This window comes from Lysobacter sp. N42, from assembly GCF_004344885.1.
This window is the reverse complement of sequence record NZ_SKFB01000063.1, coordinates 1-13,216: the sequence shown is the minus strand read 5'-3', so window position 1 is coordinate 13,216 and position 13,216 is coordinate 1. Positions and strand designations below refer to the sequence as shown.

Below are 13,216 nucleotides of genomic sequence, written 5' to 3'. Positions count from 1 at the left end.
ATCCGGCTCGAAAGCGACGCCAGGCCGGCGCCACGATGCCGCAATCCGGGCGGCAGAGCGGGTTGTTCAGACCTTCCTTAACAATTCGTCCAAGCCGACGCCGCTTCGCGGCGCGGCTTAACTCAGGTGTTAGGCCTAGTGTGCAGCCGCGTCGCTACCATCGTTCTATTTGGTGCAGCCGCGGCTGGCTGCGCAGCAGTTCCCATGAAAATGAAGGAGTCCCTAGCTGCGACCGGCGACCGGCTCGCCCGCACTCTTTGCGCTAGCGCCGCTCCACAGATCGAGCATGTGCCGAACAAGCACGTCGACGGCCAGATGGATCAGGTGGAGACGCGTCGTTGCGAGGCAGGCACCTCGACCATTTACCGCGGCGCAACCACGTCAGATCCGAACGGCCTTCCCATCTTCGTCCAGGTCAATGTCCAGGGTGCCGGCCTGCCGCCATACCTTGAGATCGGGCAGCCGGTTGAACGGGTCACTCAGTTCCTCGGGAAGCCACAAGAGACTGGGCCAGGAACCATCACGTACGGTCTTAGCATGGAAGGCATTGATACGGCCACCATCTTGCACGCCGGAGGGCAGGTTACTTCCGTCCGCTGGGAGTGGGTCGTAGATTAGGCCTAACAATTCGTCCAAGCCGACGCCGCTTCGCGGCGCGGCTTAACTCAAGTGTTAGCGCCCGCAGTTGGGGCTCGGTATCCGGGGCTTGTCCGTCGCACTCGACCTTTTCCGCTCGTGTGCGGCTGGTACCGCAAAGCAAGTGGCCATGCACCGTGGCGTCGTGCCCGGCCGGTTCGCCGGCTCCACGCAGGCTGCCGCGCCGTGCAGACCGCACAGCCAAGCCGCTGCAGCGCGGCACCCTGCCCGGACACGTCTCGGCGGGTGTGGCAATCAGCTTGCCCTGCAGCATCGGCCCTGCCGCCCTGCTCGCGCAGCGCGGCTCGTTCGGCCGTGCCGCCTCGCTCCCGTCGCGGCCGGGCTCGCGGGCAGCTGCCGTTCCGGACAGGGCGTGGCATGCTCGCGGCCGTAAGTCTTCGGAGGCGCCTGTCCCAACCGGGCCGGGCGCTAACTATTCGTCCAAGCCGACGCCGCTTCGCGGCGCGGCTTAACTCAGGTGTTAGCGCCCAGGAACGGGCTGCAGGTCACGGGGTGTCGCGTCGCACCGGAGTCTCTGCCGCTCACGGCTGCAGACATCGCAAGTGGGTTGCCGTGCACCATCGCGTCGGGCCCGGGTTGCTTGGCAGGCTTCACGCCGCGTGCCGCACACACTCAGGTGCCACATTCGTTTTCCCGCAGGCCAGTGGCGCGTATGCGCGGCACCCGGCCCGGGCGGGTTCCCGGCGGTTGAAGCGGTTGCTCTCCCCCGCCCTTTTTGGCCTTTCGCCCTGCTGCGCAGCGCGATCATGCGGCTGTGCTCTGTCGCGCTTGGGCGTGTCTGGTTCGCAGCCGGGTTCTCGGTCAGTGCTCTGCCGTGGCATCCTCGCCACCTGAAGCCACCATTCGCGCTCCGCGGTTGCTCGGCTGGGCGCTAACAATTCGTCCAAGCCGACGCCGCTTCGCGGCGCGGCTTAACTCAGGTGTTAGGCCGCTCATGAGAGTTCTTGGCAACGTGCAGAAGGCAATCCCGCTGTTCGCCGTGCACCCATCAATGGGAGGCCAGCCACAATGTCAGGCAGCTTCTGGTGCCGGTAGCGCGGCCTAACAATTCGTCCAAGCCGACGCCGCTTCGCGGCGCGGCCTAATTCAGGTGTTAGCTGCCCCTGCATTATCGTATTTTGGCTCAGGCGCTCGGAGCCTGCGCGCCGCGGTTCGGCCGGATTACACGCGTCGGGCGACCGGGTACCCCGGCCCGTGCCCGGGTCCACGGCGGTGACGCTTCATTGGCCTCGGCCGGTCGGTGCGGCCACGCCGGCCTGTTATCCACCTCCCCGCTTCGCCCATATGCGGCAGCGCCTAAGACAAATGCAGTACTCCTGCTCGTGCTGGTTCGCCCCCTGTCGGCGCGCCGGATGCGATGGAGCCCGAACACATCGCGCTCTTGTTCCTGGGGCCGCCGGCGATGCAGCCGTTGCCGCACTTCCATTGCGGAACCGGCCGGCTGAGGCGCTCTTCCGGACGTATGCTCCGCGCAGCGCACGACACGCGCGGGCCGGCTGTGGGCATTGCGCCCTGCCGGCTTCGTCGCGCTGCAGTACGGCCGGCGTGGCGGGCGCGACAGCGGTCGGGCGTGCCGGATACCGCTTCCTGGGCGTATCGACACGGGAGAGAATAGCGGCACAGCAACGATCTTGATCGACATGCACGCATTCCGCGTTTCAAGGCTCCCCGACCGCGCCGATCCCGCGGACGAGACGGTGTTGGCGGCCGCCATCTGCCTCGTGGACGACGAGAATGTGGAGCGCGCGCGTGATCGCGCGATCCTCGAACTCGGCGGCCTGGGATGGGAGCGCTGCCGCTTCGACGGCGTCGCCCGGATGCGAGAGCCTTTGCAGCTGCAAAGCATGAGCGATGCGATGCAGACCGCCTGTCGACGCGCCAGGCAGTTGGGGGCGGCGGTGATCCTCTACCCCGCCCCAGGCGATGCGGTGCCCAGATGAGGCGGGCAGCGGCTCCACCCGGACGACGGCGGTCGGAAACCTACGCCGTTCCGGCGTGGCGCCCCTTGTTCCTCGCGAAGCCGACGACCTAGAATCCCGCTACAACCTGTAGACGGGAGGCAAGGATGTCCATCCGTGTTTATCTGCTCGACGACCACGCGCTGGTGCGTACGGGCATGCGCATGATCCTGAGCGCCCAGACCGACATCGAGGTAGTGGGCGAGGCGGAGACGGGCGAAGCGGCGCTGCCGCAGATCCGCGCGCTCAAGCCGGACGTGGTGCTCTGCGACCTGCATCTTCCCGGCATCAGTGGGCTGGAAGTGACCGAACGCATCGTGCGCGGGGACTTTGGAACCCGCGTGATCGTGGTGTCGGTGCACGAGGACGGGCCGTTGCCCAAGCGGCTGATCGAAGCCGGCGCGTCGGGGTACGTGGGCAAGGGCGGCGACGCCAACGAACTGCTGCGCGCGGTGCGCGATGTGTCGCGGGGCAAGAAGTACCTCGCCTCGTCGGTGGCGCAGAACCTCGCGCTGTCGGGAATCGGCAGCGCGGCATCGCCCTTCGACCTGCTGTCCCCGCGCGAGATCGAGATCGCGCTGCTGCTCGTGCAGGGGATGCGCCAGGAGGAGATCGCGCGGCGGCTGAGCCTGAGCCCGAAGACGGTCAACACGCACAAGAGCCGCATGTTCGAGAAGCTGGGGATCGTGGACACGATCGCGCTTGCGCGGCTGGTGGCCCAGTACGGACTGGCCGATCCGGTGACAGCCGTCGTCTGAGAGGACACGCCGGGTCCATGCGCTGCGTTTCGCGGCGAGGATCCGCCGCGGTCGCGCCGGGACGACGTGCCGGCGAGCCTTTCGCCAGCCGCAGGAAGGGCCTTGCCGGGCGTACCGGAGGGGCAGGATGGAAGCGCGGGAGCACGGGGCCCCGTGTTCCGGGACCGACCGCGCCTTCGGTCGCGTGGCGGGCACTGCCCCCGGCACAGCTCGATGTGCGCGGCGTGGCCGTGACCGCCGTGATGCGAAGGTCAGGCGCCCGCGCCATCCCGGACGATCAGCCGCGCCAGCAGGCCGCGCCCGCTTCGGGCGCACCCGGCCCTGCGCGCTCGCACCGGTGGAACCCGGCTGAGGGCTGGGTGCCCTGCGCGGTCCCACCAGTGGAACCGGCTGAGGGCTGGGTGCCCAGCGCGGTCGCATCGGTGGAACCCGGATGAGGGTTGGGGCCGGCGCCCAACCAGGGCGTCAATGAGGCTGGCGGCGGCGGCCGGCTTTGGCGGGCATGACGGCATGGACCGGATGGCGCCCACACGCCGGCCGCCGACCGGGATCGAACCCCACCCTGCCGGTTTCCCGTCAGCCCGCTGGCACGCCGCTTGCCTGATGCCGGCAAGTCCCCGTGACGAACCCGCAGGCCATGACCGACGCGATTTCCTCCGTCCTTGCCCAGATCCGCGCGCACGAGATGCGTACGCGGGGGCTCGGCGACGTTGCCGGCAGCAATGCGATCGATCCGGGCGCGGCCGGTGTCCAGCCGGGCGCGTCGGCGCCGCAGGGAGGCTTCTCGGCCACGCTGTCCAGGGCCGTCGACAACGTCAGCAAGGTCCAGGCCGAGGCCGGTGAACTGCAACGGGCCTTCGAGATGGGCGACCCGCGGGCCGACCTGGCGCGGGTCATGGTGGCCATGCAGCAGTCGCAGGTGGCTTTCCGGGCGACGGTCGAGGTGCGCAACCGGCTGGTCCAGGCCTACCAGGACGTCATGAACATGCCGGTCTGACGGTCGCTCCCCGCTGACCCACCGCCCCGCCTCCCTCCGAGACCCGCTCCATGTCCGTGATCGCCCTTCCCAAGTCCACCGAGAACCTGCAGAAGCTGGGCCGGCTGCAGGATATCCCGGCCGTGCGCCAGCTGGGGACGATCGCGCTGGTGGCCGCGGCGATCGCGACGGGGCTGTGGCTGTTCTTCTGGACGCAGAAGCCCGACTACGTGCCGGTCTTCGCCGGGCTCGACGCGAAGTCGACCGAAGAAGCCTCCCAGCTGCTGACCACCTCACAGATCCCCTTCCGCATCGAGACCGCCACCGGCGCCCTCGCCGTCCCGGCCGACCAGCTGGGCGCGGCCAAGATGGCGCTGGCCTCCGCCGGGCTGCCGGCGAACGGCAGCAAGGGGTTCGAGACGATCCAGGGCGACCAGGGCTTCGGCACCAGCCAGTTCGTCGAGAACGCGCGCTACCAGCACGCGCTGGAAACCGAGCTCGCGCGCACGATCGCCAACCTGCGCCCGGTGCGCGAGGCGCGTGTGCATCTGGCGCTGCCCAAGCCGTCGGCCTTCACGCGGCAGAAGGACTCGGCGAGCGCATCGGTGGTGCTCCAGCTGCGCACGGGTGCGACGCTGGAGCAGGGGCAGGTCGACGCGATCGTCAACCTCGTCTCCACCTCGGTCGCCAACCTGCCCACGGACAAGGTGACGGTGGTCGACCAGTTCGGCCGCATGCTCTCCAACAAGGACCCGACCTCGGATGCCGCCATCGGAGCGCAGCAGTTCGACCAGCAGCGCCGGCAGGAAGCGGTGTTCGTCCAGCGCATCCAGGAACTGCTCGAACCCATGACCGGCCGCGGCCGCGTGAGCGCGCAGGTGTCGGTGGACATGGACTTCAACCAGACCGAGGAAGCGCGCGAGACCTACGGCCCGCAGGCCAACGTGCGCAGCGAGCAGATCTCCGAGCAGGGCGACATCGCCGCGATGAGCGCCGTGCCCGCGCGCGGCGTGCCCGGCAGCGCCAGCAACACGCCACAGCCGCCGGGCACGGCCGCCCCGCAGGCCGGGCAGGAGGCCCCCGCCAGCGCGCAGGGTTCGCGTACGGCCGTGCGCAACTACGAGGTGGACCGCACGCTCACGCACACGCGGCAGGCGCCCGGTCGCATCCGCCGCATCACCGCCGCGGTGCTGGTCGATAACGTGCCGGCCGGCGCGCCGGGCAAGGACGGCAAGCAGGCGCTGCGCGCCCTGGACGCCGCCGAACTCAAGCGCATCGAGACGCTCGTGCAGCAGGCCATCGGCTTCGACGCCCAGCGCGGCGATGCGGTTTCGGTGGTGAACGCGCCGTTCGCGGCGGACGTGGCGGCCGACGCCGGCGAGGCGCCGCCGATCTGGGAAAACCCGCGCGTGCGCGACCTGGCCCGCACGATCCTGGGCGGCCTTGCGGTGCTGGCCCTGATCTTCACCGTGCTGCGGCCGGCCTTCCGCCAGATGCTCGCGCCGAAGGCGGTCGTTCCGGCGACGTCGACCGTGCAGGCGATCGTGGCCGAGGAGATCGAGCAGGAGCACGCCAGTGCCACGCGCGCGCAGCGCGAGCCCGGCGTGCCCGGCCTGCCGACGGCGGCGATGCAGTTCGAGGACAAGCTCAACGTCGCGCGCGGCGCGGTAACGCAGGATCCCAAGCGCGTGGCGCAGGCGGTGCGCGACCTGGTGGCACAAGATGGCTGAGACTCCGCAACTGACCGGCACGCAGAAGGCCGCGATCGTGCTGCTCACGCTGGGCGAGCAGCAGGCCGCCGAAGTGCTCAAGCACATGAGCGCCAAGGAAGTGCAGAAGCTCGGCGTGGCGATGACGAGCGTGGGCGGCGTCACCCGCGAGCAGGTGGTGAGCGTGGTCGACGACTTCGTCGATACGCTGCAGCAACCCTCCGGCCTGGGCGCAGGCGCCGACGAGTACGTGCGAGCGGTGCTCGTGCAGGCGCTCGGAGAGGACCGCGCGTCGAGCCTGATCGACCGGATCCTGCTGGGCCGCAACACGTCGGGCCTGGATACGCTCAAGTGGATGGAACCGCGGGCGATCGCCGAGCTCGTGCGCAACGAGCATCCGCAGATCATCGCGATCGTGCTCGCCCACCTCGATCCCGACCAGGGCGCCGAGGTGCTCAAGTGCTTTCCCGAACGGGTCAAGAGCGACGTGCTGGTGCGCATCGCCACGCTCGACGGCGTGCCGCCGCATGCGCTCAACGAGCTCAACGACGTGATGGCCCGGCAGTTCGCCGGCAGCCAGAACATCAAGTCCTCGGCGCTCGGCGGGGTGAAGTGCGCCGCCAACATCCTCAACTTCATGGACAGCGGGCAGGACGAGGCCCTCCTCGGCGCGATCGGCCAGATGGACGAGAACCTCTCCGGCCAGATCCGCGACCTGATGTTCGTGTTCGACAACCTGGCCGACATCGACGACCGCGCCATGCAGACCGTGCTGCGCGAGGTGCCGAACGAGAAGCTCGCCGTCGCGCTGCGCGGCGCCGACCAGAAGGTCAAGGACAAGATCATCGGCAACATGTCGCAGCGCGCGGCGGAGATCCTCAAGGACGACATGGAGGCCCGCGGCCCCGTCCGCCTGGCCGACGTGGAGGCGGCGCAGAAGGAGATCCTCGCCATCGTGCGCAAGATGGCCGATGAGGGCACGATCACGCTGGCCGCCAAGGCGGAGACCTTCGTTTGAGCGCCGATGCCGCCGTCCGCTGGGTCGCCCCCGGCTTCGAGCCGCCCCCGCCACCGGAGGCGCTGCCGCGCGTGCAGAGCGTGGAAGAGCTGCAGGCCATCGAACAGGCGGCTTTCGACGAGGGCTACAGGCGCGGCCACGCGGAGGGGCTTGCGAGCGGCCAGGGCGAGATCCGCCGCATGGTCGCGCAGATCGAGGGGATCCTCGACAGCTTCACGCGCCCGTTGGCACGCCTGGACGGCGAGGTCGCCGATGCGCTCGCCGGTCTGTCCGCGCGGATTGCCGGCACGCTGGTCGGCCACGCCTATCGCAACGACCCCACGCTGCTGGCCGACCTGGTGCGCGAGGCGATGGACGCGGTCGGCACGCAGACGCGCGAGGTCGAGCTGCGCCTGCACCCGGACGATCTGGGCGTGCTGATGCCGCACCTGGCCACGCTCGACGGCGTGCGCCTGGCCGGCGACACCACGCTCGCGCGCGGCGAGCTGCGCCTGCACAGCGAAAGCGTGCGCATCGACGCCACCATCGATTCGCGGCTTCGCGCCTGCCTGGACGCGATGCTTGCCGGCACGCACGGAGCGAATGCATGAGCACCAGCATCGCCGCCGCGCAGTGGCAGGAGGCGCGCAACCTGCGGCTGGCCGCGCGGCTCGCGTCGATCGACCCGGCCCAGGCCGGGCCGGCGCTCGCGCGCGAGGGCGTGCTGCGCCGCGCGGTCGGGCTCACGCTGGAAGCCTCCGGCTGCGAGGCGCCCATGGGCTCGCGCTGCCGCGTGGAAACCGCGGGCGGGCGCTGGGTGGATGCCGAGGTGGTCGGATTCTCGGGCGACCGCACGTTCCTCATGCCCACCGCGCACCTGGACGGCCTGCTGCCGAACGCGCGCGTGGTGCCCGGCCGCCAGCAGGGGGAGGTCGCGGTGGGCGAAGGCCTGCTGGGCCGCGTGATCGACTCGGACGGCGTGCCGCTCGACGGCCGCGGGCCGATCCGCGCCGAGGGCCACATGGGCCTTGCCGGCGTGGCGATCAACCCGCTGATGCGCGAGCCGATCACCCGTTCGCTCGACGTGGGCGTGCGTGCGATCAATGCCCTGCTGCCCATCGGCCGTGGCCAGCGCGTGGGCCTGTTCGCGGGCTCGGGCGTCGGCAAGTCGACGCTGCTGGGCATGATGACCCGCTTCACTGCGGCGGACGTGATCGTGGTGGGCCTGATCGGCGAGCGAGGCCGCGAAGTGCGCGACTTCGTCGAGGCCACGCTGGGCGAGGAAGGCCTGCGGCGCTCGGTTGTCGTGGCCGCGCCGGCCGACCGCCCGCCGCTCGCGCGCCTGCACGGCGCGCTGCGCGCCACCGCCATCGCCGAGTACTACCGCGACCAGGGCCTGCATGTGCTGCTGCTCATGGACTCGCTCACCCGCTACGCGCAGGCCCAGCGCGAGATCGGCCTCTCGGTGGGCGAGCCGCCGACCACGCGTGGCTATCCGCCCAGCGTGTTCGCCAAGCTTCCCGCGCTGGTCGAGCGCGCCGGCAATGGCGCCGACGGGCGTGGCTCGATCACCGCCTTCTACACCGTGCTGACCGAGGGCGACGACCAGCAGGAACCCATCGCCGACGCGGCGCGCGCGATCCTCGACGGCCACATCGTGCTGTCGCGCCGCATCGCCGATTCCGGCCAGTACCCGGCCATCGACGTCGAGGTCTCGGTCTCGCGCGTCATGCAGGACATCACCGACGCGCCCTGGCGCGAGCGCATCCGCATGCTCAAGCGCCTGATGTCGGCCTATTCCACCCAGCGCGACCTCATCGCGATCGGCGCCTACCAGCGTGGCAGCGACCCGCTGGTGGACGAAGCGCTCGCGCGCTGGCCGCAGATCATGGAGTTCCTCGGACAGGACATCCGCGAAGCCTCCAACGTCGAGCAGAGCAAGGAAGCGCTGTTCCGCCTGCTCGACCCCGGCTCCAACTGACGATTCGGATAGCCCATGCCACCCCGCTCGCAGCGACTCGACCCCATTCTCAGGATCAAGCAGCGCCACCAGGACGAGGTGGCGCAGCAGGTGGCCGCGCGCGAAGCCGCGCTGGCCGAGCAGGAACAGCGCCTGGCCGCGCTGCAGCGCTACGCGGCCGAGTACTCGCAGCAGCCGCTGCAGGGCGGCATCACCAACCCGGCCCTGCTGGCCAACCGCCTCGCGTTCCAGGAGAAGCTGCAGCAGGCGGTGCACCAGCAGGCCCAGGTGGTCGATCGTGCGCGGCAGTCCAGCGAGGTCGAGCGAGCGCGCCTGATGCTGGCCAGCCGCGAGAAGCACGTGCTCGAGAAGCTCGCGGCCAGCTACCGCGCGGACGAAGCCCGGACAGCCGACGCGCGCGTGCAGAAGGAACTCGATGATCTGGGTGCGCGTCGCCCGCGCGCCGATGCGGGAGTAGCGGGATGAACCTGCCGGGCGTGGCGCGGCTGGCCGATGCGGCGCGCGCGGCGCGGGCCGGCGATGCGCCGCGCGGGGCCGACCAGGCATCGGCACCGTTCGTGCTGCCGCAGCCGGGTGCTTCGACTACGCAGGGCGCGGACGCCCGGGCGACGCAGGCCGCAGCTCGTGAGGCGCGGAACGAGCGCGGGTCCACGCGTGGCGCGCGGGAACCTGCGCAGGACCGCGTAGCGCAGCGACACGACGCCGCACCTGGCGCCGGGCGGCCTGCCAGCGAGGATCCACAGCGGCCCGCCTCGCAATCGCGCATCGCGGAAGCGCACGGCGGGCGCGATGAGCGTCGGGAAGCGGCGGTCGACGACATGCGCGAGCCCGAGGCCGTCGGTGCGGCGGACACGGGGCCCAACGCGGGCGTCGCGAACGGCCGCGCGGAGGACGCGCCGGTGGAAGCTGCCGAGGCGGCCGCGCGCGGCGAGGCCTTGCCCGGCGCAGCACCGGGGGCTCCGTCGCCGGATGCCGGGCTACCGGCACGCATGCTGGCGCTGCTGGGCGCCACGCCCGAGGCGCAGCGCGATGTCGGCGCTTCCCTCGCATCCGCGATGCCGGACGCCTCGCCGGGTGCTCCGTCGGCGGATACCGAGCTGCCCGTACTCACGCTGGCGTCGCCGGGTGTCATGTCCCGGGTACCTCGCGATGCCGGAAGCGCCCTCGCGTCCTCCATGCCGGGCGCGTCGCCGGCATCCGTGCGGGGTGCATCCGCAGGCCCGGCGCTGCATTCGCCCACGAGCGGTCTGCCCGGCGCTGCCGGCCCGCAGCCCGCCCCGACCCCCACGCCGAGTTCCACCGGCAGCGGCATGCCGGCGGGCTCACTGCCCGGCCCGGCCGTCGTGCCTGACGGCGGCAACTCGTTCGCGGCCCTGGCCGCGCTCGTCGCCCGGGCGGCGCCGGGAGACGAGGCGACGCGGTCCGACCGCGCCGACCTGCCCCCGCTCGTCGATCCGTCCGCAACGCCGACCGACGCCCCCGCCTCGCTCCCGGGCGCCGCGCGCGCGACGTCCGACGTCGCCGCCACGCGCCTGCAGTTCGCAGCGCCGGTGGTACTGCCGGCGTGGCCGGAGCTCGGGATGGACGAGGCCTTCGACCAGCGCATCCTCTGGATGGCCGAGCAGCGCATCGGCCAGGCGGAGATGCGGGTGAGCCCCGAGGGCGCGGGCCCCATCGACGTGCGCCTGCAGATCGACGGCCATCGCGTCAGCGCCCAGTTCAGCGCGGCGAACGCCGACGTGCGGCAGGCGCTGGAGGCGGGCCTGGAGCGGCTGCGCGACCTGCTCGGCCAGCGTGGCATGGAGCTGGCGGATGCGCAGGTGGGCCAGCAGCACGCGCGGCCCGGCCAGGGCGGCGCCCCGACGGCCCGCGGCGCGGCCGACGTGGCCGACGACGCGGACTCCCCCGTCACCACCGTGCGCGCACTGCGCGCCCGCGGCCTGGTCGACGAGTACGTCTGACGGCGGCGGTACGCGCAGCGGCGCCGCAGCGCGCTCGCGCGTTCCGGCGGCGCCGGACTCCCGGCGGACCCGCGTTCAGCCAGGCGTCAATCCACCGGCGCGACCGCGGGCTGGCGTCGCGGCACGGGCTTTGCACAGGGAGGACATCCCCGAGGAGCCGTCTCCGTGTCCGCCCAAGCCGCACCCGCCGAAACACCGAAGAAGAAGAGCAAGAAGCTGCTGGTCATCATCCTGGCCGTCGTCCTGGTGGGCGGCGGCGCGGCCGCCGCATGGTTCATGACCGCCGGTGCCGGCGACGGCAAGCCCGCGGCCGAGGAGAAGCTGCCCACGCAGTACTTCGCGATGGAACCCTCCTTCGTGGTGAACCTCGCCGACACCGACAGCGTGCGTTACCTGCAGGCGGATGTGCAGATCGCCACGCGCGATCCCGAAACGCTCGCCGCGCTGCAGGCGCACGGGCCGGCACTGCGCAATCGCCTGCTGCTGCTGTTCGGGCAGCAGCTGTCGACCTCGCTCACCCAGCGCAGCGGCAAGGAGCGGCTGCAGGAGAAGGCGCTGGCGGAAGTGCGGGCGGTACTGAAGAAGGAAGGCGCGCCCGACAAGGTCGACGCCGTCATGTTCACCAGCCTGGTCACGCAGTAAGCCCCCGGAGCCGCCATGAGCGCCGACCTGCTTTCACAGGACGAGATCGATGCCCTGCTCCACGGCGTGGACTCGGGGGCGGTCGAGGTCGAGCCGCCGCCTGCGCCCGGCGAGGCCCGCACCTACGACTTCGCCAGCCAGGACCGCATCGTCCGCGGCCGCCTGCCCACGCTGGAGATGATCAACGAGCGCTTCGCGCGCACCTGGCGCATCGGCCTGTTCAACCTGCTGCGGCGCTCGGCCGACCTGCAGGTGCGCGGCATCGACCTGATCCGCTTCGGCGAGTACATGCACTCGCTGCAGGTGCCCAACAACCTCAATCTCGTGAAGATGAAGCCGCTGCGCGGCACCGGCATCATCGTGTTCGAGCCGCGGCTGGTGTTCACCACGGTGGACAACTTCTTCGGCGGGGCCGGCAAGTTCCACACCCGCATCGAGGGTCGCGAGTTCACGCCCACCGAGATGCGCGTGATCCAGCTGCTGCTCAAGCAGACGTTCGCCGACCTGGCCGAAGCCTGGGCGCCGGTGCTGCCGGTGGAGTTCGAGTACATGAACTCCGAGGTCAACCCGCACTTCGCCAACATCATCTCGCCGCGCGAGTACATCGTGGTCAGCCGCTTCTTCGTCGAGCTCGAGGGCGGCGGCGGCGAGCTGCACGTGGCGCTGCCCTACTCCATGCTCGAGCCCATCCGCGAGCTGCTGGACGCCGGCGTGCAGTCCGACCGCATCGAGAAGGACGAGAACTGGACGCGCGCGCTGCGCGTGCAGTTGCAGGATGCCGAGGTCGAGATCAGCAGCGCGCTGGCGCAGCGGCAGATCTCGCTGCGCGAGCTCAGCCGGCTGAAGGTCGGCGACGTCATCCCCATCGAACTGCCGAAGCAGCTGACGGTGGAAGTCGAGAACATGCCGCTTTTCGCGGGTGAGTTCGGCACGCACAACGGCAAGAACGCCATCAAGATCACGCACGTCAACGCGCCCCGCGCGCTGTTGCCCCTCGACGCCCTGAGCGAAACCCAATGAACGCCTCCGACGCCGCGGCCCGCGCCGCATTCGACCCGCTGACCGCCGACGGTTCCGCCGGTGGCAGCGACCTCAACCTCGACGTGATCCTCGACGTGCCGGTCACCCTGTCGCTGGAAGTCGGCCGCACGCGCATCCCGATCCGCAACCTGCTGCAGCTCAACCAGGGCTCGGTGGTCGAGCTCGAGCGCGCCGCGGGCGAGCCGCTGGATGTCTACGTCAACGGCACGCTGATCGCACAGGGCGAGGTGGTCGTGGTCAACGACCGCTTCGGCGTGCGGCTCACCGACGTGGTGAGCCCGTCCGAGCGCATCAAGCGCCTGCGCTGAACGGTTGCGGCGTGACGACCGACGCGACGACCGACGTGGCGACGCAACCCGAGACGGCTGCGACGGCAGCGGCGAAGCCCGTGGGTGCTCCTGCCGCGCCGGCGACGACGGCGACCCCGCCCGCCGCGATCGCGACGCAGGCCGGCGTGCCCGACGTGGCGGCGTCGACATCGGCCGCCCCGGCTGCCGCGATGGATTCCGCAACCGCGGTGGGCGCGCCCGCCGGCG

14 protein-coding genes are annotated in these 13,216 nt (G+C 71.0%); 13 read left to right on the top strand and 1 reads right to left on the bottom strand.

What is annotated here, in order from left to right; genetic code table 11:
* The first annotated feature begins 204 nt into the window (after positions 1-204).
* From EYQ95_RS24880 to fliN, 13 genes are all read left to right on the top strand, one after another.
* A complete protein-coding gene (locus tag EYQ95_RS24880; RefSeq protein WP_132331681.1) occupies positions 205-618 on the top strand; it encodes a hypothetical protein in 414 nt (137 codons plus the stop codon).
* Between the two features lie 1,670 nt (positions 619-2,288).
* Positions 2,289-2,597: a hypothetical protein gene (locus tag EYQ95_RS24875; RefSeq protein WP_132331679.1), complete on the top strand. Its 309-nt coding sequence runs from the start codon at positions 2,289-2,291 to the stop codon at positions 2,595-2,597.
* 125 nt (positions 2,598-2,722) lie between these two features.
* Positions 2,723-3,373, top strand: a complete 651-nt coding sequence (locus EYQ95_RS24870) for a response regulator (RefSeq protein WP_132331677.1) — start codon at positions 2,723-2,725, stop codon at positions 3,371-3,373.
* Positions 3,374-4,010: 637 nt separating this feature from the next.
* Positions 4,011-4,370, top strand: a complete 360-nt coding sequence (gene fliE, locus EYQ95_RS24865; RefSeq protein ID WP_132331675.1) for a flagellar hook-basal body complex protein FliE — start codon at positions 4,011-4,013, stop codon at positions 4,368-4,370.
* 50 nt (positions 4,371-4,420) lie between these two features.
* On the top strand, positions 4,421-6,079 hold the full coding sequence (gene fliF, locus EYQ95_RS24860; RefSeq protein WP_132331673.1) for a flagellar basal-body MS-ring/collar protein FliF: 1,659 nt from the start codon (positions 4,421-4,423) through the stop codon (positions 6,077-6,079).
* A gap of 10 nt (positions 6,080-6,089) precedes the next feature.
* Positions 6,090-7,076: a flagellar motor switch protein FliG gene (gene fliG / locus EYQ95_RS24855; protein ID WP_132331683.1), complete on the top strand. Its 987-nt coding sequence runs from the start codon at positions 6,090-6,092 to the stop codon at positions 7,074-7,076.
* A complete protein-coding gene (locus EYQ95_RS24850) occupies positions 7,073-7,666 on the top strand; it encodes a FliH/SctL family protein (protein ID WP_132331671.1) in 594 nt (197 codons plus the stop codon). Before fliG ends, EYQ95_RS24850 begins: the two co-directional genes overlap by 4 nt.
* Entirely contained in the window at positions 7,663-9,036 is a 1,374-nt protein-coding gene (gene fliI / locus EYQ95_RS24845) for a flagellar protein export ATPase FliI (RefSeq protein WP_132331669.1), read from the top strand. Before EYQ95_RS24850 ends, fliI begins: the two co-directional genes overlap by 4 nt.
* A 15-nt stretch (positions 9,037-9,051) precedes the next feature.
* Entirely contained in the window at positions 9,052-9,501 is a 450-nt protein-coding gene (gene fliJ / locus EYQ95_RS24840; protein WP_132331667.1) for a flagellar export protein FliJ, read from the top strand.
* Positions 9,498-10,997, top strand: a complete 1,500-nt coding sequence (locus EYQ95_RS24835) for a flagellar hook-length control protein FliK (RefSeq protein WP_132331665.1) — start codon at positions 9,498-9,500, stop codon at positions 10,995-10,997. Before fliJ ends, EYQ95_RS24835 begins: the two co-directional genes overlap by 4 nt.
* Before the next feature lie 165 nt (positions 10,998-11,162).
* Entirely contained in the window at positions 11,163-11,639 is a 477-nt protein-coding gene (gene fliL, locus EYQ95_RS24830) for a flagellar basal body-associated protein FliL (protein WP_132331663.1), read from the top strand.
* 15 nt (positions 11,640-11,654) lie between these two features.
* The gene (gene fliM / locus EYQ95_RS24825) at positions 11,655-12,659 is read left to right on the top strand and encodes a flagellar motor switch protein FliM (protein ID WP_132331661.1); all 1,005 of its coding nucleotides are present in this window, start codon (positions 11,655-11,657) and stop codon (positions 12,657-12,659) included.
* Positions 12,656-12,988: a flagellar motor switch protein FliN gene (gene fliN, locus EYQ95_RS24820; RefSeq protein ID WP_132331659.1), complete on the top strand. Its 333-nt coding sequence runs from the start codon at positions 12,656-12,658 to the stop codon at positions 12,986-12,988. Before fliM ends, fliN begins: the two co-directional genes overlap by 4 nt.
* Here fliN and EYQ95_RS26495 read toward each other — a convergent pair.
* A partial coding sequence (locus tag EYQ95_RS26495) for a hypothetical protein (RefSeq protein WP_207916659.1) occupies positions 12,972-13,216 on the bottom strand: 245 nt, incomplete at its 5' end. The genes fliN and EYQ95_RS26495 overlap by 17 nt on opposite strands.